This window comes from Salmonella sp. 32031103-2018-00083-FB-01-SM-01 (genome assembly GCF_017571995.1).
Classification (GTDB): Bacteria; Pseudomonadota; Gammaproteobacteria; order Enterobacterales; family Enterobacteriaceae; genus Salmonella; species Salmonella enterica.
In genome coordinates, this window is sequence record NZ_JAGEQL010000008.1 from 126,168 (window position 1) to 148,367 (window position 22,200).

Sequence of the window (22,200 nt, forward strand, 5' to 3'; positions counted from 1 at the left end):
ATGAGTGTGATTGCGCAGGCAGGGGCGAAAGGTCGTCAACTGCATAAATTTGGCGGCAGTAGTCTGGCGGATGTGAAGTGTTACCTGCGTGTCGCAGGCATTATGGCGGAGTATTCGCAGCCTGACGATATGATGGTAGTGTCCGCCGCAGGCAGTACCACCAACCAGTTGATTAGCTGGCTCAAGTTAAGCCAGACCGATCGCCTTTCTGCGCATCAGGTATTACAGACGTTACGCCGCTACCAGTGCGATCTGATTAGCGGGCTGCTTCCCGCCGACGCGGCAGATGACTTAACCAGCGCTTTTATCAGCGATCTGGAACGTCTTGCCGCCTTGCTCGACGGCGGCGTAACGGATGCCGTCTATGCCGAGATTGTCGGACACGGCGAAATTTGGTCGGCGAGATTGATGTCCGCCGTCCTGAATCAGCAGGGGCTGGATGCCGCCTGGCTGGACGCGCGCGCATTTTTACGCGCCGAACGCGCCGCACAGCCGCAGGTTGATGAAGGGCTATCTTATCCTTTATTGCAACAGCTACTGGCGCAGCATCCTGGCAAACGTCTGGTCGTGACCGGGTTTATCAGCCGCAATCACGACGGCGAAACAGTCCTGTTAGGCCGGAACGGTTCCGACTATTCCGCCACGCAAATCGGCGCGCTGGCGGGTGTTTCCCGCGTGACCATCTGGAGCGATGTCGCGGGCGTTTATAGCGCCGACCCGCGCAAAGTGAAAGATGCCTGCCTGCTGCCGTTGCTGCGTCTGGACGAAGCCAGCGAGCTGGCGCGTCTGGCGGCGCCTGTTCTGCACGCCCGCACGCTACAGCCGGTTTCCGGCAGCGATATTGACCTCCAGTTGCGCTGTAGCTACACGCCGGATCAAGGCTCCACGCGCATTGAACGTGTGCTGGCTTCCGGGACGGGCGCGCGTATCGTGACCAGTCACGATGATATCTGTCTGATTGAGTTTCAGGTGCCTGCCAGCCAGGATTTCAGGCTGGCGCATAAAGAGCTCGACCACATTTTAAAACGGGCGCAGGCGCGTCCGTTGGCGGTGGGCGTGCATCGCGATCGCCAGCTATTGCAGTTCTGCTATACCGCCGAGGTAGCGGATAGCGTACTGAAACTCCTCGACGATGTCGGGCTGCCGGGCGAATTGCGCCTGCGGCAGGGGCTGGCGCTGGTGGCGATGGTCGGTGCGGGCGTCACTCGCAATCCGCTACACTGCCATCGCTTCTGGCAGCAGCTTAAAGGTCAGCCAGTGGAATTTACCTGGCAGTCGGAGGAGGGCATCAGTCTGGTGGCGGTGCTGCGTACCGGCCCGACTGAGAGCCTGATTCAGGGGCTGCATCAGTCGGTTTTCCGCGCCGAAAAACGCATCGGCCTGATGCTGTTCGGTAAGGGGAACATCGGCTCCCGTTGGCTGGAACTGTTTGCCCGTGAACAAAGCACGCTTTCCGCGCGTACTGGTTTTGAATTTGTGCTGGCGGGCGTGGTGGATAGCCGCCGTAGCCTGCTGAATTATGAGGGGCTGGACGCCAGCCGCGCGCTGGCATTCTTTGATGATGAAGCCGTTGAGCAGGACGAAGAGTCGCTATTCCTGTGGATGCGTGCGCATCCGTATGATGATTTAGTGGTGCTGGATGTGACAGCAAGCGAGCAATTGGCCGATCAGTATCTGGATTTCGCCAGCCACGGTTTTCATGTGATTAGCGCTAATAAACTGGCGGGCGCAAGCGCCAGCGATAAGTATCGCCAGATTCATGACGCGTTTGAAAAAACCGGGCGTTACTGGCTGTATAACGCCACCGTGGGCGCGGGATTGCCGATCAACCACACGGTGCGGGATCTAATTGACAGCGGCGATACGATTCTCTCGATCAGCGGGATCTTCTCCGGGACGCTATCCTGGCTGTTCCTGCAATTTGACGGTACGGTGCCGTTTACCGATCTGGTGGATCAGGCCTGGCAGCAGGGGCTGACCGAACCCGATCCGCGCGTCGATCTTTCCGGAAAAGATGTCATGCGTAAGCTGGTGATTCTGGCGCGCGAGGCGGGATACGACATCGAGCCGGATCAGGTGCGTGTAGAATCGTTGGTGCCGGCGCATTGTGAAGAAGGGTCTATCGATCACTTTTTCGAAAACGGCGACGCGCTGAATGAACAGATGGTACAGCGTCTGGAAGCAGCCCGCGAACTGGGGCTGGTGTTGCGTTACGTGGCGCGTTTCGACGCCAATGGCAAAGCGCGCGTCGGCGTTGAAGCGGTGCGTCCGGAGCATCCGCTGGCGGCGCTGCTGCCGTGCGATAATGTCTTTGCTATTGAAAGCCGCTGGTATCGCGATAACCCGTTGGTGATCCGTGGGCCGGGCGCGGGTCGCGATGTGACCGCCGGGGCGATTCAGTCTGACATCAACCGCCTGGCGCAGCTATTGTAATACGCCTGCCTGCCGGATAGCGGCTTCGCCAGATCCGGCAGCGGGCAAACCGGGGTATCTGTTTATTCTTCGTCAGATGCGTTTTCTGCATTGGCGACGATAAATCGGTTCATCTTCGCCTGAATAATGGCTATGCCGACAGGTGGGAACAGCAAGGCCCAAAATAGCGCCCAGCCGCTCTTTATCCCCGTATTTTCGTTTGCATTCGCCAGCAATGTTCGGATTTCGCCGCTAAGCGTCAGACACAATATTGCTGTGCTATGATAAGCCTGACTACGTCAGATGGGCCATTTACGCAAACGAGAATGGCGCCAATACGATCGGCTGGAATAGACAGTGATTTACTCCAAAAATAAACACCATACGACGATCCCAGCGAACTGATAAAAGAGAGCACCAAAAAGAAAAAAGTGATCCCCCAGAATCGATAGCTACTCAGGAGATCGGCGCAGGTCCATTTTTTATCTGACATTGACGGTAAAGTAATTTCCATATTTATCCCTTGTTTTCCATAGAAAATAAGAATGTATAGAACTATTCAAATCGATAATAAATATTTATTATGTGAACAACGTTTATAGCCGATTTTAACTTAAAACGAAGGGCCATTTTATCAAATAGTTCTATTCTTTTTCAGCGTATAAAAGCAGGATGTGAGGTGATTAAATCTATAGCGCCTTCTGAATGATAATCTGTGATTTTTTATGCGTGGCATTACATCATTGGGTTAAATGTGATTCCATTGTGAGTTATATTTTTCCGTCAGCAAATACAGAATTTGCGTGACGCGTTTGGCGGAATAGTGGGCGCTTTGCTGGAATTCAGGTTGTTGCCATAGCCAGGTAACAAAGCGGCGACTGGCCGCCAGATTAACGGCGACACCTTGTTCTAAGTGGGAACCAGTTAACGAACAGACCATTTTGCGGTTGTGACCTTGCCCCCAGAGTTGCCACTGATTTTGCCACCATCCCTGCCATGTTTTGCCTAACAGTTGCCACTCTGCGCGGCAATCGTCATCGTTTATCTCTTCCTCAACGAACCACAGCGAGGAGAGACGCTGGCGAAACCGCTCCGCCCATGCCGTAATGACCGCGCCGCGCAAAAAACACTCATGGGCAATGATGTGTGTCGCGACATCAGGAAAGCGGTTTTTCAGCACCCGAAAATGACCATGCGCCGTAATGACCGGGCGAAGTATTGTTCCTTGCGCGTTACGTTTAAGCGCCGCCGGGCCATACTGAATCTCATCGAACTGACTGCGCTGTAAAAATTGCCGTTCTTTAATGGCGATACGGTGGATAATATCGCCATCCTCACCCTCGGGCGGCGCAATTCCTTTCCAGTGGTAATGCAAACTCTTTCCGGCAGAAAGTAACGTGAAATTGCTGGAAAGGTGAAGAATATTGCCGCGAACAGCGTCAAAACTGAATAAAAAATACAATTGCTGGAAGGCATTCGCTCCCTGAAACGGTACGAGCAGCGGAATACTGCAAATCTGTTCCGGCGTTTCGGCGACATTCAGCGCGTGCTGTTTTGGCGTCCAGACCTTCTTACAGTACTGGCACTGAAGTCGCTGCGTTCCGCCGGGATTACGTCCATAACGAATCCATGTTTTTTGATAGCAGTCGGGGCAAAAGTGACCATGCTCTTTGGCATATTGCGCGATATAAGCAGACGCCCAGCGGCGAAATTCCCCCTCGTTGAAGAGCGGTGGATAACTGCCGCAGGCTCGACAATGCAATGCCGGATAACCCAGGCGATAGTCCGGCCACACATAATCCGGCGAGTCAGGCAGCCCAAGATTGCGACAACCAGCGCTTTTGCAGGCATTAATGGTGAACAGAGGCGGCATACATTTTACCAACGATTTTGGCAGGTCGTTGATTCTGCCTTCATAAAACGGTACGCGGGTGTGAGGACTCTCACATAAAAAAACCTTTCAGAACGTAACGTAGCGAATCTTTATATGACTGAAAGGGACTTATTTATGAAAGTAAAACTGCTTGCTGCCGGTATTTTGTTCACACTGCCGTTCTGGGCCTGCGCTAAAGATGTCACCATTATTTACACCAACGATCTTCATGCTCACGTAGAGCCTTATAAAGTGCCGTGGATTGCTGACGGTAAACGCGATATTGGCGGCTGGGCCAATATCACTACGCTTGTGAAGCAGGAAAAAGCCAAAAATAAGGCGACGTGGTTTTTTGATGCCGGAGATTACTTTACCGGACCCTATATCAGCAGCCTGACGAAGGGTAAAGCGATTATCGATATTTTGAATACCATGCAGTATGACGCTGCCACTATCGGTAATCATGAGTTCGATCATGGTTGGGACAATACATTGTTGCAACTGAGCCGGGCAAAATTCCCTATCGTGCAGGGCAATATTTTTTATGAGGACAGCAGTAAATCCTTCTGGGATAAGCCGTACACCATTGTTGAAAAAGATGGCGTCAAGATTGGCGTAATCGGCTTACACGGTGTCTTTGCTTTTAATGATACGGTTTCCGCCGCGACACGCGTAGGCATTGAGGCACGCGATGAGATTAAGTGGCTGCAACGTTACATTGATGAACTTAAAGGTAAAGTCGATCTGACCGTCGCGCTGATTCACGAAGGCACCCCGGCCCGCCAGTCCAGCATGGGGAATACCGATGTGCGACGCGCGCTGGATAAAGATATTCAGACCGCAAGTCAGGTAAAAGGGCTGGATATTTTGATTACCGGCCACGCGCATGTCGGTACGCCGGAACCGATTAAAGTCGGCAATACGCTGATCCTCTCAACGGACAGCGGCGGCATTGATGTCGGCAAACTGGTGCTGGACTACCAGGAAAAGCCGCATCAGTTTACCGTGAAGAACTTCGAGCTGAAGACCATTTTTGCTGATGAGTGGAAGCCAGATCCGCAAACGAAACAGGTGATCGACGGCTGGAACAAAAAGCTCGATAAAGTCGTGCAGCAGACGGTGGCGCAGTCGCCGGTTGAGCTGACCCGCGCGTATGGCGAATCGTCGTCGCTGGGGAATCTGGCGGCGGATGCGCTGCTTTTTACGGCGGGGAAAGACACCCAGTTAGCGCTTACTAACTCTGGAGGTATCCGCAACGAAATCCCGGCTGGCGCGGTGACGATGGGGGCGGTAATCAGTACCTTCCCGTTCCCTAATGAACTGGTCACGATGGATTTAACCGGTAAACAATTGCGCAGCCTGATGGAGCATGGCGCCGGATTAAGCAACGGCGTATTGCAGGTGTCTAAAGGGCTGGAGATGAAGTATGACAGCAGCAAACGTATCGGTCAGCGGGTTACCGTGCTGACGCTCAATGGCAAGCCGATTGACGATGCGGCGGTTTATCACATCGCCACCAACAGCTTCCTTGCCGACGGCGGCGATGGTTTTGCGGCATTCACGGAAGGCCAGGCGCGGAATACCTCCGGCGGCTACTATGTGTCGAATGCGATAGTCGATTACTTTAAGGCGGGCAACACCATCACGGATGAGCAGCTCAAAGGGATGCGCGTTGCGGATGTGAAGAAGTAATTTCCCCTGCCGCGGCGCGTTCAGTGTCGCGGCGTGACATGAAGAAAATTCAACTTTGCTGAATATTCCTCATTCTTTGGCGTGATTTTTCAGTTGACGTCCTTCTGCTTTTCCGTCATTTTTACATCTGGACGTCTAAACGGATAGATGTTTACAACACAACAAATAATAACATGCGATTGATGAGGTAAGGTATGAGCTTTTTTCACGCCAACCAGCGGGAAGCCCTGAATCAGAGCCTGGCGGAAGTACAGGGTCAGATTAACGTTTCGTTTGAATTTTTCCCGCCGCGCACCAGTGAAATGGAGCAAACCCTGTGGAACTCCATCGATCGCCTGAGCAGTCTGAAACCGAAGTTTGTTTCGGTAACGTATGGCGCCAACTCCGGGGAGCGCGACCGCACCCATAGCGTTATTAAAGGCATTAAAGAGCGTACTGGGCTTGAGGCCGCGCCGCACCTTACCTGTATTGACGCCACGCGCGATGAACTGCGCACCATCGCCCGCGACTACTGGAATAACGGTATCCGCCACATTGTCGCTTTGCGCGGCGATTTGCCGCCGGGCAGCGGTAAGCCGGAGATGTACGCCGCCGATCTGGTTGGTTTGCTCAAAGAGGTGGCCGATTTCGATATTTCAGTAGCGGCCTATCCGGAGGTACATCCGGAAGCGAAAAGCGCGCAGGCCGATCTGCTTAATCTGAAGCGTAAAGTGGATGCTGGCGCTAACCGCGCGATAACCCAATTTTTCTTCGATGTGGAAAGCTATCTGCGTTTTCGTGACCGCTGTGTTTCCGCCGGTATCGACGTAGAAATTATTCCCGGCATTTTACCGGTGTCTAATTTTAAACAGGCGAAAAAATTTGCCGATATGACCAATGTCCGCATTCCGTCCTGGATGTCACTGATGTTTGAGGGGCTGGATGATGACGCAGAAACCCGCAAGCTGGTGGGCGCTAACATTGCGATGGACATGGTGAAAATTTTAAGCCGCGAAGGAGTGAAGGATTTCCACTTCTACACGTTGAATCGTGCGGAAATGAGTTATGCCATTTGCCACACGCTGGGCGTAAGACCCGGTTTATAATCTCCAGCTCCCTGCCGGGAGCTTTATTACACCTCATATTGATCTACATCTCTGTAACTAAAAATATAAAAGGTATTAGCTATCGAATCTGTGGATTAATTCAACTATATCTATTTGCTCCTGGTGTATATCGTAACGGTAACACTTTAAAAGGGAGCTGAGATATGAGCACGACCGACGATACCCATAACACGTTATCCACTGGAAAATGTCCTTTCCATCAGGGGGGGCATGACCGAAGCGCAGGCGCAGGGACTGCCAGCCGCGACTGGTGGCCGAACCAGCTTCGTGTGGATCTTTTGAATCAACATTCCAACCGTTCTAACCCGCTGGGTGAAGACTTTGACTACCGCAAAGAGTTTAGCAAGTTAGACTACTCCGCCCTGAAAGGGGATCTCAAGGCGCTGCTGACCGATTCACAACCGTGGTGGCCCGCTGACTGGGGCAGCTATGTCGGTTTGTTTATTCGTATGGCCTGGCATGGCGCTGGCACCTACCGTTCTATTGATGGTCGTGGCGGCGCGGGTCGTGGTCAACAGCGTTTTGCGCCGCTTAACTCCTGGCCGGATAACGTCAGCCTGGATAAGGCGCGTCGTTTGTTGTGGCCGATTAAGCAGAAATATGGCCAGAAAATTTCCTGGGCCGACCTGTTTATTCTGGCGGGTAACGTGGCGCTGGAAAACTCCGGCTTCCGTACCTTCGGTTTCGGCGCCGGGCGTGAAGATGTCTGGGAACCGGATCTGGATGTGAACTGGGGCGATGAAAAAGCCTGGTTGACTCACCGACACCCTGAAGCGCTGGCAAAAGCGCCGCTGGGCGCGACCGAGATGGGCCTTATCTACGTTAACCCGGAAGGGCCGGATCACAGCGGCGAACCACTTTCTGCCGCCGCCGCTATTCGCGCTACCTTTGGCAATATGGGGATGAACGACGAAGAGACCGTGGCGTTGATCGCTGGCGGGCATACCCTCGGTAAAACCCACGGCGCGGCAGCGGCATCACATGTAGGGGCCGATCCGGAAGCCGCGCCGATTGAAGCGCAGGGCTTAGGTTGGGCCAGCAGCTATGGTAGCGGCGTTGGCGCGGATGCTATCACCTCCGGGCTGGAAGTGGTCTGGACGCAGACGCCGACCCAGTGGAGCAACTATTTCTTCGAGAACCTGTTCAAATATGAGTGGGTACAAACCCGTAGTCCGGCTGGCGCTATTCAGTTTGAAGCGGTAGACGCGCCGGATATCATCCCGGACCCGTTCGATCCGTCGAAAAAACGTAAGCCAACCATGCTGGTCACCGACCTGACGCTGCGTTTTGATCCGGAGTTCGAGAAGATTTCCCGTCGTTTCCTTAACGATCCGCAGGCCTTTAATGAAGCCTTTGCTCGTGCCTGGTTCAAACTGACGCACAGAGATATGGGACCAAAAGCGCGTTACATCGGACCGGAAGTGCCGAAAGAAGATCTGATCTGGCAGGACCCGTTGCCGCAACCGCTCTATCAGCCAACGCAGGAAGACATTATCAACCTGAAAGCGGCGATCGCTGCATCCGGGCTTTCTATTAGCGAGATGGTTTCGGTTGCCTGGGCATCCGCGTCTACTTTCCGCGGCGGCGATAAGCGTGGCGGCGCTAACGGCGCGCGTCTGGCATTAGCGCCTCAGCGCGACTGGGAGGTCAACGCCGTTGCGGCTCGCGTTCTGCCGGTATTAGAAGAGATCCAGAAAACGACGAATAAAGCCTCGCTGGCCGATATTATTGTGCTGGCGGGCGTGGTTGGTATCGAGCAGGCGGCCGCTGCTGCGGGTGTCAGCATCAGCGTACCTTTTGCGCCGGGCCGGGTGGATGCGCGTCAGGATCAGACCGACATCGAGATGTTCTCGCTGCTTGAACCGATTGCCGATGGATTCCGTAACTATCGTGCGCGTCTGGATGTGTCGACGACCGAATCGCTGTTGATTGATAAAGCGCAGCAGTTAACGTTGACCGCGCCGGAAATGACGGTACTGGTTGGCGGGATGCGTGTGCTGGGAACCAACTTTGACGGCAGCCAGAACGGTGTCTTTACCGACAGACCGGGCGTGCTCAGCACAGACTTCTTCGCTAATCTGCTGGATATGCGTTACGAGTGGAAGCCCACCGACGACGCTAATGAGCTGTTCGAAGGCCGGGATCGTCTGACTGGCGAGGTAAAATACACGGCAACCCGCGCCGATCTGGTGTTTGGTTCCAACTCTGTACTGCGCGCGCTGGCGGAAGTTTACGCGTGTAGCGATGCGCACGAGAAGTTTGTGAAGGACTTCGTCGCGGCATGGGTGAAAGTGATGAACCTGGACCGTTTCGATCTGTTGTAAATCTTATGCCGGATGACGCTAACGCTTATCCGGCCTACCGTCTCATATGCCCACCGGGCAAAAAAATCCCCGCGCAATTGCGGGGATTTTTCATTGCAAGCCGACCTTATTCCCATTCCTGCAAGAAGCGTTGACCGTACTGGTCGGCGACCAGCAGCGCGGCGTACACTTCATCCGGCGTTGCGCCGCCAGGCATGTTATGAATAGTTTCACCTTCTGCGCAGGAGGCTTCCGCGACGGTGCGCATTTTGGCCGGGATATCCTGTTTAATATCCAGTTGCGCCAGCGTAATCGGCAGGCCAACGGAATGGCACAGCGCCGCAACGGTTTCGATTTCTTCGACCGGCGCGTTTTCCAGCACCAGTTGCGTCAGCGTACCGAAAGCGACCTTCTCACCGTGATAATAGTGGTGCGCATCCGGAATCGCCGTTAAACCGTTATGAATCGCGTGCGCTGCGGCCAGACCGCCGCTTTCAAAACCGACCCCGCTCAGGTAGGTGTTGGCTTCGATGACGCGCTCCAGCGCTGGCGTGACGACGTGCTGTTCGGCGGCCAACATGGCTTTTTCGCCTTCTTCGATCAGCGTGTTATAGCATAGCTCCGCCAGCGCCAGCGCGGCCTGTGTACACTTGCCGCCCGCCATTGTGGTGGCGCCGCTGCGTGAGCAGGCGCGCGCTTCAAACCAGGTCGCCAGTGCATCGCCGATACCGGCTGCCAGCAGACGCGCCGGCGCGCCCGCCACTATCTGCGTATCGACAATGACCATATTCGGGTTATGCGGCAGCAACAGATAACGGTCAAACTCACCGGCATCGGTATAAATAACCGAGAGCGCGCTGCACGGTGCGTCGGTAGAGGCGATGGTCGGCGCGATAGCGACCGGGACGTTCATAAAATGCGCCAGCGCTTTGGCGGTATCCAGCGTTTTACCGCCGCCGATACCCAGTACGGCGCCACACTGACTTTTTTCGGCGACGGCGCGCAGCCTGTCGATCTCATTTTGCGAACATTCGCCGCCAAACGGGGCGATTTCTACTGACAAACCGGCATCCGTCAGGCTTTTGCGCAGCGTCTCTTCGGCAAATCCCAGCACGAATTTATCGCCCACAACCAGCCAGTTGTTCGCCATTGGTTTTAAATAATCGCCAAGACGCGCGATGACGTTTGCACCCTGAATATACTTACCTGGTGACTGAATAATGCGATCCATACATTTCTCCCCTACAGGTTCAGATTACCAAAAGCGTTTTTCCAGTCTTGCTCAAACTTCTCTATTGCTGACTCTACCGCAGGCGTATTGAGCATTTGTTGCGCTACATCTAAAGGAAGGGTAATCGCCTGGCAACCTGCCAGTAAGCAATCCAGCGCCTGCCGCGGTGTTTTAAAGCTGGCCGCCAGCACCATGCTGTCGGGAGCGTGATGTTCCAGTAGCGTTTGCAGCTCCTGAACCATACGAATGCCATCGCCGCCCTGCGCATCAACGCGGTTGACGTAGGGAGCGACATATTTTGCGCCCGCCAGCGCCGCCAGCAGGCCCTGCGATGCGCTGTAGACGGCGGTGCCCAGCGTCACGATGCCTTCTTTTTTCAGCAATTTAATCGCTGCAAGACCTTCGGCGGTCACCGGAATTTTAACCACAATGCCGGGGATGGCGTTATTCAGCCGTTTGGCTTCTTCCACCATCCCTTTCGCGTCGCGGCTCATGGTCTGCGCAAATAAAGTGCCTTCTTCGCCGATGGCGTTTTGCAGCCTGGGCAGCACATCCCAGATAGGTTCTTTGCTGGCTGCCACAATGCTTGGATTGGTGGTGACGCCGGCAATCGGGAAAATGCGCGCCAGACGTTCAACTTCCGCCACGTTAGCGGTATCCAGATAGAGTTCCATAGTCTTTCTCTTCGTGAGTTTTCGTTATGGACAGGATAAAGGAGCGTGTCCCGGATGCGCTATGTGACAAATCTGCCAAAAACTGGACAAATGTGATGCTCTTGGTAAAGTGTGATTTACTTCACAAGTTGGTGATGATTAACGTATAACGTGCTGTTGTATGCCATGTGGGGGAGTGAGGTTTTTGCATTGATATTACAATAATCCAGTAAATGCGCGTTTTATCTACTGTATTCTCTTTATTGGCGTGTGGATTATTTCTCCGTTAGCTGGCTGTGATACTGGCGGCGATACTCCGACGGCGAGCGTTCCGTATTTTTGCGAAACAGGCGGCAGAAATAGTTACTGTCGACAAAGCCGCAGCGGTGTGCCACCTCTTTCACTTTCAGGTCATAACCCTTCAGCAACGTTTTGGCGTGTTCCAGTCGCGTATGGTTCAGATATTCGTTAAAGCCGATGGCCCCCGTTTTCTGGAACAGGTGCGAGAGGTAATTTGGCGAGATATAAAACGCCTGTGCTACCGATTCGCGCGTCAACGGCGCGGCGTAGCGTTCATCAATATACTCCCGAATGGCTTCAAAAAGCGCGCGGCTGCGGGAGGCGGTCTGGATTTGGCTGCCGAGCAGATCGCGGCAATGGCTTAGTAGGCTGGCGACAATCAATCTGGCCGTTTGCTGCTCTTGCGGCTGCATCTGCATCTCATTAAGCGTTTGTAACAGGAACGAGCCTATACGCGGGCCGCGGCGCGCAACGTGCTGTTTCGTGAGGTTTTGATGCTGCTGACCATTCCAGTGGACTACGCTGAAACCTAACTGCTGTTTGCCAAACAGAATGCTCAGGGTGGTGACGGGCGTTTGCCACTGCGGGATGTTCCAGCCGCCAGCCGGAACGTAGAGAACATCGCAAGGAATGAGCGGGGCGGTAATGCTCATGTCAGTAAGCTCGCCCTCCAGCACAATCTCCAGCCGCGGAAAATCCACCTGGTACGCCAGTTCCGGCGCTGGGCCGCTGGCGCTGGCAAAATAAATCTGGCGCAGCGGCAGCGGGCCGTTGATGAGACGGGAGAGAAGGTGGCTGACGTCGTGATACATGATAATCCCCTGCCGATCGCAAACAGAGGAAACAGTAACGTCGAAAACCGATGTCCTCAAGCGATTATTGCCGGATAGCGGCGCTTTGCGCCTTATCCGGACTACGGGAGAGAAGCACGCCAGGCCCGATAAGCGTTAGCGTTATCGGGCAACATACAGGCTATTGATTACCGACCTGATCGCCATACGGCAAAGTATCATAATCAATCAGCGCGTTTTTCTTATACGGGTTGCCAATCCAGCGCGTGGTCTCTTTGAACTGCGGGTTGGTGATGGAACGTGTCGGGTCGTAACCATCATAGGTCAGGCCCGCTAAGTCCGACCAGGTATGGATAAGCTCGGAACTGCTGTACTTACGATCGACATCCTGTGAGAAGTCGCGCGGATGCGCCGCCTGCCATTTCTCTGAGGTCCACAGCAGGAACGGCACCGTATACATATGACGGGTTGGCGAATCTTCGTTTCGTCCCTGCGTCTTATGCGGCGGCGTGTCATACACTTCTTCACCGTGATCGGAGAAGTAGAGCAGGAAACCGTTCGGATCGGTCGCTTTATAGTCCTTAATCAGGCTGGCGACAACATAGTCGTTATACAGATTCGCGTTGTCGTAATCGTTATACGACTCCAGTTCGTCGCTGCTTAATCCCGGCGGAACATGGTCGGTTTTACCATCAAACTTGCCCTGGTTTTCTGGATAGCGGAACTTGTATTTAATGTGCGTTCCCAGCAGATGCACAATAATGAATTTTTTCGGCGCCGGGTCGGCTAACACCGCTTTAAACGGCGCCAGCACGTTGCTGTCATATTCGCGTGCGCTTTGAGTGCGCTGCTGGTTCATATAGAACTGCTTATCAGTCTGCTTGGAGAACACGGTCAGCATGGTATTACGCGCCGTCATCGTCTGCTGGTTAGTGATCCAGAAGGTTTTATACCCGGCCTGTTTCATCATATTCATCAACGATGGCTTCGTCAGATACCAGTCCGGGTTCTTTTCGTCCGCGAACGTTAGCGCCTGTTGCAGAATCTCAATGGTGTACGGTCGTGAAGTCACCACATTATTAAACACGGTCAGCCCGGGGTCGGTTTTATGCAGCGCATCCAGTTCCGGCGTGGTTTCGCGCGGATAACCGTACAGACTCATACGGCCACGCTGGGTCGATTCGCCAATCACCAGTACCAGCGTGCGCGGCGCATCGCCGGAGTGGTCCTGGAAGTTAGCCAGCGGCGGCAGGGCATCGTTTTCATTCAGCAGTTTATTCAGCGAAGCGAGCTGTAAACGGTACTGATAGTAGCCAGTAATAAATTGCCACGGCGCGGCGGGTTCCATTCGTGACGCCAGGCTATCCAGCGTTTTCTCCATCGACTTATGCTTGATAAAGGTATTCATCGCGATGGGATGGAGGATCAGCCCGTACAGCAGGGCAAACGACACCAGATAGCGCCAGGGGGATGGAATATAAACCGGGCGCAGACGTGTCCACAGCAGAATCGCCGCTACCGTATAAGCCAGCGCGACAAGAACAATTTTCAGACTGAAATATTGGCTTAAATATTCGCTGGCTTCATTGGCGTTGGTTTCAAACATCACAAACAGCACGCTTTGCGAGAACTCCTGCCCGTAGATTACGTAATAGCTCAGCGCCGCCAGCGAGGCGGCCCAAAGTACGACGCCAATAACGGCAGCAATAACCCGGATGCGGCCTGGAAACAGAAAGACCGGGATCAGCCACAGTGAGCTGTACAGTAGCGAATCCCGCAGACCGTTTGTCCCACTGTATCCGGTGAGATAAATAATGGCCTGCAGGAGGGTGGAAAAGAACCAAAAGTAGAGCAGTGCCCAGCCCAGGGCTTTCCAGCTAAACGCGGGTTTAGTCTGGAGTAATGTGGATTGCATAATGAGAGCCTGTCTTTAATCGTAGCGCCAAACGTAACGCCTGAACCTTAAAAGAATCTGAAGCAAACCTGCTTTATGCCGCACGTTTTGCTAAGAAAGATTTACAAATGCATAAAATGCAGACAGGAATATATTGAAAAAATGACGAGGATGACAGCAGTATTTCATGCCGCCCCCACATAACTGCGTGAGGGCGGCTTTCTTTTGGCGTTAGCCGGTGTTGCGCATACCGGCGGCGACGCCCGCAATCGTGACCATCAACGCCTGTTCGACGCGAGGATCGGGCGATTTGCCCTGCTCTTCAGTCAGACGGGAACGATACAGCAACTCGGCCTGCAACACGTTTAATGGATCGGTATAAACGTTTCTTAACTGAATGGACTCCGCAATCCACGGTAAGTCGGCCATCAGGTGCGAATCGTTGGCAATCGCCAGCACCACTTTAATGTCTTCTTCCAGCAGGTCTCGTAGCTCTTTGCCCAGCGGCCATAGCGTTTTCGCCACCAGACGCTGATCGTAATAGTCGGCCAGCCACAGGTCGGCTTTCGAGAATACCATTTCCAGCATCCCAAGACGCGTGGAGAAGAACGGCCAGTCGCGGCACATGGCTTCCAGTTCGCTTTGTTTACCGTCTTCCACCACTTTTTGCAGCGCAGTACCCGCGCCCAGCCAGGCTGGCAGCATCAGGCGGTTTTGCGTCCAGGCGAAGATCCACGGAATCGCGCGCAGCGATTCGACGCCGCCAGTTGGACGACGTTTCGCCGGACGTGAGCCGAGCGGCAATTTGCCCAGCTCTTGTTCCGGCGTCGCGGAGCGGAAGTACGGTACAAAGTCTTTATTTTCGCGCACGTAGCCGCGGTAGGTTTCACAGGAGATGACGGAAAGCTCATCCATAATATGACGCCAGCTGTCTTTCGGTTCCGGCGGCGGCAGCAGGTTTGCTTCCAGAATTGCGCTGGTGTAGAGCGAGAGGCTGCTGACGGTGACTTCCGGCAGGCCGTATTTGAAGCGGATCATCTCGCCCTGCTCGGTCACGCGCAGACCGCCTTTCAGACTGCCTGGCGGTTGCGAAAGCAGCGCCGCGTGGGCTGGCGCGCCGCCACGGCCAATAGAGCCGCCGCGGCCGTGGAAGAGGGTGAGCTCGATGCCGGCTTTTTCACAGGTTTTGATCAGGGCGTCCTGCGCCTGATACTGCGCCCATGACGCGGCCATAACGCCGGCGTCTTTCGCCGAGTCGGAGTAGCCGATCATGACCATCTGCTTACCCTGAATCAGCCCGCGATACCAGTCGATATTCAACAACTGGGTCATCACGTCGTCGGCGTTGTTCAGGTCGTCGAGGGTTTCAAACAGCGGCGCGACCGGCATGGCAAAGCCGATACCTGCCTCTTTCAGCAGCAGATGCACAGCCAGCACATCAGACGGCGTTTTCGCCATTGAAATTACGTAGGCGGCGATCGACCCTTTTGGCGCTTCGGCAATAACCTTGCAGGTTTCAAGCACTTCGCGGGTATCGTTGCTCGGCTCCCAGTTACGCGGCAGCAGCGGACGTTTGGAGTTCAGCTCGCGGATCAGGAAGGCCTGCTTGTCGGCTTCCGACCAGCTTTCGTAGTCGCCAATACCAAGGTAGCGGGTAATTTCGCCCAGCGCTTCGGTATGGCGGGTGCTCTCCTGACGGATATCAATACGCACCAGCGGTACGCCGAAACACTTCACGCGGCGGAGCGTGTCGAGTAACTCGCCGTTGGCGATAATGCCCATGCCGCAGGCCTGTAACGACTGGTAGCAGGCGTACAGAGGTTCCCAGAGCTGCTCGTTTTGCGTCAGCAGGCCATCCGGTTTGGGCAGTTTCTCGCCTTTCAGACGCGCTTCCAGCCAGGACTGGGTCGCCATCAGACGGGCGCGCAATTTTTTCATCAGGTAGCGATACGGTTCAGACGCGCCTTCTTCGCCCACTAACGCCAGCAGCTCCGGCGTGGCGTCGACCATCGACAGTTCTGATACCAGAACATGAATGTCTTTCAGGAACAGATCGGTGGCTTTCCAGCGGCTTAACAGGAGCACGTGGCGGGTGATATCCGCCGTCACGTTCGGGTTGCCGTCACGGTCGCCGCCCATCCAGGAGGTAAAACGTACCGGCACAAAATCCACCGGCAATTTGTAGCCGAGATTTTCTTCCAGCTGTTCGTTCAGTTCACGCAGATAGTTAGGTACGCCCTGCCACAGGCTGTTCTCAACCACGGCGAAGCCCCATTTGGCTTCATCCACCGGGCTTGGGCGCTGCTTGCGGATCTCATCCGTATGCCAGGATTGGGCAATCAACTGGCGCAGGCGACGCATTACCTGGTGGCGTTCGTAGTCGGCGATATCGGTATTATCAAGCTGTTTCAGACAGTTATTGATTTCACCCATCTTGTGAATAAGCGTACGGCGGGTAATTTCTGTCGGATGGGCGGTTAACACCAACTCCAGAGACAGCGACTCTACCGCTTTTTTGATGGTTGCGTCGTTGAGGTCCGGTTGGTTTTTCAGTTTGCGCAGAGTGCGGGCAATCACTTCCGGGTTGCTGGCGGCTTCGCCTTTTGGCGAAATGCTGTGGTATTGCTCGGCAGTATTGGCCAGGTTCAGGAACTGACTAAACGCGCGCGCAACTGGCAGCAGCTCGTCATTAGACAAGTTTTGTAGCGTGGTGAGCAGCTCCTGGCGATTAGCTTCATTGCCGGCGCGTGAAGATTTGGATAGCTTACGGATTGTTTCTACGCGATCAAGAATGTGTTCTCCCAGCGCATCCTTGATGGTTTCTCCCAGCACCTTGCCGAGCATACTGACATTACTACGCAACGCGGAATATTGTTCGTTCATATGATCCCAGACACCCCATCTCTGTTGTAATTGTCCTGCATCTTTCACGCTGCGGCGGCGTTGGCTGCGCTCTCCCACCCAGGTCACTTACTTATGTAAGCTCCCTGGGATGTGCTCGTTTGCCGTCTTGCCGCAACGCGAAATCTTTCGGACCAAGCTTTTTCACATCACTTCTCATCTTTATAAAGCCACGTAAAACCCGTGGCGTCAATTACTGCGAAATCGGTTCAGCAAACGAAAAAATGGCGGTAATTTATTAAAGTTAATTCGCATCGTGCCAAATAAGAAATGCTTATGAACATGTGGCGTAGAGATGCCGGATGGCGCTGCGCTTATCCGGCCTACAAGACGGGGGAGGCCCGGTAAACATCGTGTCACCGGGCAATATGCATTAATGCCAGCAAAAATGGTGTACTACCTGGGTAATCAATTCCCGGGTTGGCTTAATAAAACGCGTTTCGAGATATTCATCCGGCTGATGCGCCTGATTAATTGAGCCCGGACCAAGCACCAGCGTTGGGCATAATGTCTGCATAAACGGCGCTTCAGTACAGTAGTTCACCACGTCGGTTTTTGTTCCCAACAGTTTTTCTACTACTTCAACCAGTTGGTGGTCCGGTGGACACTCGTAACCTGGAATCGGCGGATGTAATTCCGCCACCGTCAGGCGGCCCGGCCAGCGTTCGCTTACCGGGGCCAGCGCGTCGTTAAGCAGTCCATTAAGGTCGTTTAACGTCATGCCCGGCAGTGGACGAATATCCATATGCAATTCGCAGCAGGCGCAGATACGGTTTGAGGCATCGCCGCCGTGGATATGGCCCAGATTCAGCGTTGGATACGGAACGGTAAACGCCTCGTAGTGATACCGCGCTTTCAGCGAGTCACGCAGTTGCATGATATGGCCAATCGCATCGTGCATCAGTTCAATGGCGTTAACCCCACGCGCCGGGTCGCTGGAATGACCGGACTGCCCCAGGACGCGAACGACATTAGAGATATGCCCTTTGTGCGCGCGTATCGGTTGCAACGACGTCGGTTCGCCAATGATCGCGCAGTCCGGACGTAATGCCGTGGTTTCGGAAAAATAACGCGCCCCCGCCATGCTGGTCTCTTCATCGGCGGTCGCCAGAATGTAGAGCGGCTTTTTCAACTTTGTGACGTCAACGTCCCGTAGCGCGTCCAGAATAAAAGCGAAGAAGCCTTTCATATCCGCAGTGCCCAGACCATAGAGCTTATTGTCGTGCTCGGTCAGCGTGAACGGGTCGCGCGTCCAGCGTCCGTCATCAAAGGGAACCGTGTCGGTATGGCCGGTCAGCAGCAAACCGCCCGCGCCATGTCCGGTGCTGGCGAGCATATTGAATTTGTTTCGCGTTCCTGGAACCGGTTGAACCTCTACGTTGAAACCAAGATCGCTGAACCAGCCTGCAAGCAAAGTGATTAAAGACGCATTACTTTGATCCAGGGATTCTTCGGTTGCGCTTATCGACGGTGTGGCAATCAGAGCGCGGTAAATCTCGATAAATGGCGGTAAAACGTTTTTCATTGTTGACACACCTCAGGTCATGATAGTATCAATATTCATGCATTAATTATGAATAAAAATACATTAACGTTGAGCATAAAGGAACCCGATGTTGAATACGCTGATTGTAGGCGCTAGCGGTTATGCGGGCGCAGAGCTTGTAAGCTACGTAAATCGCCACCCACATATGACCATAACCGCTTTGACCGTCTCAGCGCAAAGCAATGATGCAGGAAAGTTAATTTCTGATTTACATCCGCAGTTAAAAGGGATTGTCGACCTGCCATTGCAACCGATGTCGGATGTACGTGATTTTAGTGCAGATGTTGATGTGGTGTTCCTGGCGACAGCGCATGAAGTGAGCCACGATCTGGCGCCGCAATTTTTACAGGCCGGATGCGTCGTATTCGATCTTTCCGGCGCGTTTCGGGTAAACGATCGCGCCTTCTATGAAAAGTACTACGGATTTACTCATCAGTATCCTGAGCTGCTGGAGCAGGCGGTGTACGGTCTGGCGGAGTGGAATGCCGATAAACTGAACACGGCGAATCTGATTGCGGTTCCTGGTTGCTATCCAACCGCAGCGCAGTTGTCGCTAAAACCGCTGATTGACGGCGGTCTTTTGGATCTGACGCAGTGGCCGGTAATTAATGCCACCAGCGGGGTGAGCGGCGCGGGGCGCAAGGCGGCAATATCGAACAGTTTCTGTGAAGTGAGTTTGCAACCGTATGGCGTGTTTACGCATCGTCATCAGCCGGAAATCGCCGCCCATCTGGGCGCGGAGGTCATCTTCACCCCGCATCTGGGGAATTTCCCGCGCGGGATTCTGGAAACCATTACCTGCCGCCTGAAAGCGGGAGTAACCCATGCGCAGGTCGCCGACGTGTTGCAAAAAGCCTATGGCGACAAACCGCTGGTGCGCCTGTATGACAAAGGCGTTCCGGCGTTAAAGAACGTCGTCGGGCTGCCGTTCTGCGATATTGGTTTTGCCGTCCAGGGCGAACATCTGATTGTGGTGGCAACCGAAGACAACTTGTTGAAAGGCGCAGCGGCGCAGGCGGTGCAGTGCGCTAATATTCGTTTTGGCTTCGCTGAAACGCAGTCTCTTATTTAAGGGTGAAATGATGAATCCATTAATTATCAAGCTGGGTGGCGTATTACTGGATAGCGAAGAGGCTCTGGAACGTCTTTTTACCGCGCTGGTCAACTATCGTGAGTCCCATCAGCGTCCGCTGGTGATTGTTCACGGCGGCGGTTGCGTGGTGGATGAGCTGATGAAAGGGCTTAATTTGCCAGTGAAAAAGAAAGACGGCCTGCGCGTGACGCCTGCCGATCAGATTGGCATCATTACCGGCGCGCTGGCGGGAACCGCTAACAAAACTCTGCTGGCCTGGGCGAAGAAACACCATATCGCCTCTGTTGGTCTGTTTCTGGGCGATGGCGACAGCGTAAAAGTGACCCAACTCGATGAAGCTTTAGGCCACGTCGGGCTGGCACAGCCGGGGTCGCCGAAGCTGATTAACATGCTGCTGGAAAATGGCTTTCTGCCGGTGGTCAGCTCCATTGGCGTAACAGACGACGGCCAACTGATGAACGTCAACGCCGATCAGGCGGCAACCGCGCTGGCGGCGACGCTGGGGGCCGATCTGATCCTGCTTTCTGACGTGAGCGGTATTCTGGACGGCAAAGGCCAGCGTATCGCCGAAATGACGGCGTCCAAAGCCGAGCAGCTTATCGACCAGGGCATTATTACCGACGGGATGATTGTGAAAGTGAATGCGGCCCTCGATGCTGCGCGGGCGCTGGGTCGCCCTGTGGATATCGCTTCCTGGCGTCATGCGGAGCAACTGCCGGCGCTGTTTAACGGCACGCCGATTGGCACGCGTATTCTGGCTTAACTATTTGTTCGCCCGATGGCGGCTGCGCCTTATCGGGCCTATGTGAACAGAAATTATAGGCCGGATAAGCGTAGCGCCATCCGGCAGTGAAATTCGAAGAATTTAAGGAAGTCTATTATGGCACTTTGGGGTGGGCGTTTTACACAGGCGGCAGACCAGCGGTTTAAACAATTCAATGATTCGTTGCGCTTCGATTACCGTCTGGCGGAGCAGGATATTGTCGGTTCTGTGGCCTGGTCCAAAGCATTGGTCACGGTAGGCGTACTGACTGCCGATGAGCAACGACAGTTGGAAGAAGCGCTGAACGTGCTGCTGGAAGAGGTTCGCGCGAATCCGCAGCAAATCCTGCAAAGCGATGCGGAAGATATCCATAGCTGGGTGGAAGGTAAGCTCATCGACAAAGTGGGTCAGTTGGGTAAAAAGCTGCACACCGGACGCAGCCGTAACGATCAGGTGGCGACGGACCTGAAACTGTGGTGCAAAGAGACGGTGAGGGAACTGCTTACCGCTAACCGCCAGCTACAGAGCGCGCTGGTGGAAACCGCGCAGGCGAACCAGGACGCGGTAATGCCGGGATATACCCATCTGCAACGCGCGCAGCCAGTGACTTTCGCCCACTGGTGTCTCGCGTATGTCGAAATGCTGGCGCGCGATGAAAGCCGCCTGCAGGACACGCTTAAACGTCTGGACGTGAGTCCGCTAGGCTGCGGCGCGTTGGCGGGAACGGCCTATGAAATTGACCGTGAACAATTGGCAGGCTGGCTGGGCTTTACGTCTGCGACCCGCAATAGCCTGGACAGCGTGTCCGATCGTGACCACGTACTGGAACTGCTTTCTGATGCGGCTATCGGCATGGTGCATCTGTCACGCTTCGCGGAAGATCTGATTTTCTTTAATTCTGGTGAAGCGGGTTTTGTAGAGCTTTCTGACCGCGTGACTTCCGGTTCATCGTTAATGCCGCAGAAGAAAAACCCGGACGCGCTGGAGCTGATTCGCGGTAAGTGCGGTCGCGTACAAGGGGCGCTAACCGGCATGATGATGACCTTAAAAGGTCTGCCGCTGGCGTATAACAAAGATATGCAGGAAGACAAAGAAGGGCTGTTCGATGCGCTCGATACCTGGCTTGACTGCCTGCATATGGCGGCGTTGGTGCTGGACGGTATTCAGGTGAAACGCCCACGTTGTCAGGACGCGGCGCAACAGGGGTATGCCAACGCCACGGAGCTGGCGGATTACCTGGTCGCGAAAGGCGTGCCGTTCCGCGAAGCGCACCATATTGTCGGCGAAGCGGTGGTAGAAGCCATTCGCCAGGGTAAGCCGCTGGAAGCGTTGCCGCTGGCCGATTTACAGAAATTCAGCCGCGTGATTGGCGACGATGTGTATCCGATATTGTCTTTGCAGTCGTGTCTGGATAAACGGGCGGCAAAAGGCGGCGTTTCTCCGCAGCAGGTGGCGCAGGCCATCGACGATGCCAGGGCGCGCCTCGCGTTGTAGGCCTTATAAGCGTAGCGCCATCAGGTAATACTGCCCGGCCGAGCATCAGCGACGCCGGGCTTTTTTACGCAAAAAAAAAGCGGACCAGAGGTCCGCAAAAGTTCACGTTGGCTTTAGTTATTTCGGGTTCGAGAGATACCCTCTGAAC

General features: G+C 54.3%; 14 protein-coding genes and 1 pseudogene. 7 read left to right on the top strand and 8 right to left on the bottom strand.

Annotation, left to right across the window (positions count from 1 at the left end):
- Entirely contained in the window at positions 1–2,433 is a 2,433-nt protein-coding gene (locus tag J4614_RS20195; RefSeq protein ID WP_000110805.1) for a bifunctional aspartate kinase/homoserine dehydrogenase II, read from the top strand.
- Positions 2,434–2,495: 62 nt separating this feature from the next.
- Here J4614_RS20195 and J4614_RS20200 read toward each other — a convergent pair.
- Positions 2,496–2,926: pseudogene (locus tag J4614_RS20200) on the bottom strand (hypothetical protein).
- Between the two features lie 234 nt (positions 2,927–3,160).
- Positions 3,161–4,285, bottom strand: coding sequence for a hypothetical protein (locus J4614_RS20205; protein ID WP_023263120.1), 1,125 nt, complete (start codon positions 4,283–4,285; stop codon positions 3,161–3,163).
- 135 nt (positions 4,286–4,420) lie between these two features.
- Here J4614_RS20205 and J4614_RS20210 point away from each other — a divergent pair, with 135 nt between their 5' ends.
- From J4614_RS20210 to katG, 3 genes are all read left to right on the top strand, one after another.
- On the top strand, positions 4,421–5,977 hold the full coding sequence (locus J4614_RS20210) for a bifunctional UDP-sugar hydrolase/5'-nucleotidase (protein ID WP_001647007.1): 1,557 nt from the start codon (positions 4,421–4,423) through the stop codon (positions 5,975–5,977).
- 194 nt (positions 5,978–6,171) lie between these two features.
- Complete coding sequence (gene metF, locus J4614_RS20215; RefSeq protein WP_000007507.1) at positions 6,172–7,062, top strand: methylenetetrahydrofolate reductase; 891 nt, start codon at positions 6,172–6,174, stop codon at positions 7,060–7,062.
- Between the two features lie 164 nt (positions 7,063–7,226).
- A complete protein-coding gene (gene katG / locus J4614_RS20220) occupies positions 7,227–9,407 on the top strand; it encodes a catalase/peroxidase HPI (protein WP_000108114.1) in 2,181 nt (726 codons plus the stop codon).
- 106 nt (positions 9,408–9,513) lie between these two features.
- On the opposite strand, the gene J4614_RS20225 is transcribed toward katG, so the two are convergent.
- From J4614_RS20225 to argE, 6 genes are all read right to left on the bottom strand, one after another.
- Entirely contained in the window at positions 9,514–10,617 is a 1,104-nt protein-coding gene (locus tag J4614_RS20225; RefSeq protein WP_000374031.1) for a glycerol dehydrogenase, read from the bottom strand.
- A gap of 11 nt (positions 10,618–10,628) precedes the next feature.
- The gene (fsa, locus tag J4614_RS20230) at positions 10,629–11,291 is read right to left on the bottom strand and encodes a fructose-6-phosphate aldolase (protein WP_000424861.1); all 663 of its coding nucleotides are present in this window, start codon (positions 11,289–11,291) and stop codon (positions 10,629–10,631) included.
- 254 nt (positions 11,292–11,545) lie between these two features.
- Entirely contained in the window at positions 11,546–12,382 is an 837-nt protein-coding gene (locus tag J4614_RS20235) for an AraC family transcriptional regulator (protein ID WP_053445377.1), read from the bottom strand.
- Positions 12,383–12,542: 160 nt separating this feature from the next.
- Positions 12,543–14,276: a phosphoethanolamine transferase CptA gene (locus tag J4614_RS20240; protein ID WP_001192092.1), complete on the bottom strand. Its 1,734-nt coding sequence runs from the start codon at positions 14,274–14,276 to the stop codon at positions 12,543–12,545.
- A gap of 210 nt (positions 14,277–14,486) precedes the next feature.
- Positions 14,487–17,138 (bottom strand): phosphoenolpyruvate carboxylase, encoded by a 2,652-nt coding sequence (gene ppc, locus J4614_RS20245; RefSeq protein WP_001005549.1) that lies wholly within the window; start codon positions 17,136–17,138, stop codon positions 14,487–14,489.
- Between the two features lie 391 nt (positions 17,139–17,529).
- The gene (argE, locus tag J4614_RS20250; protein ID WP_000800208.1) at positions 17,530–18,681 is read right to left on the bottom strand and encodes an acetylornithine deacetylase; all 1,152 of its coding nucleotides are present in this window, start codon (positions 18,679–18,681) and stop codon (positions 17,530–17,532) included.
- 88 nt (positions 18,682–18,769) lie between these two features.
- Here argE and argC point away from each other — a divergent pair, with 88 nt between their 5' ends.
- From argC to argH, 3 genes are all read left to right on the top strand, one after another.
- Entirely contained in the window at positions 18,770–19,774 is a 1,005-nt protein-coding gene (gene argC / locus J4614_RS20255; RefSeq protein WP_000935332.1) for an N-acetyl-gamma-glutamyl-phosphate reductase, read from the top strand.
- A 7-nt stretch (positions 19,775–19,781) separates the two neighbouring features.
- Positions 19,782–20,558: an acetylglutamate kinase gene (gene argB / locus J4614_RS20260; RefSeq protein ID WP_086776771.1), complete on the top strand. Its 777-nt coding sequence runs from the start codon at positions 19,782–19,784 to the stop codon at positions 20,556–20,558.
- 117 nt (positions 20,559–20,675) lie between these two features.
- The gene (gene argH, locus J4614_RS20265) at positions 20,676–22,052 is read left to right on the top strand and encodes an argininosuccinate lyase (protein WP_001230054.1); all 1,377 of its coding nucleotides are present in this window, start codon (positions 20,676–20,678) and stop codon (positions 22,050–22,052) included.
- Positions 22,053–22,200 lie beyond the last annotated feature (148 nt).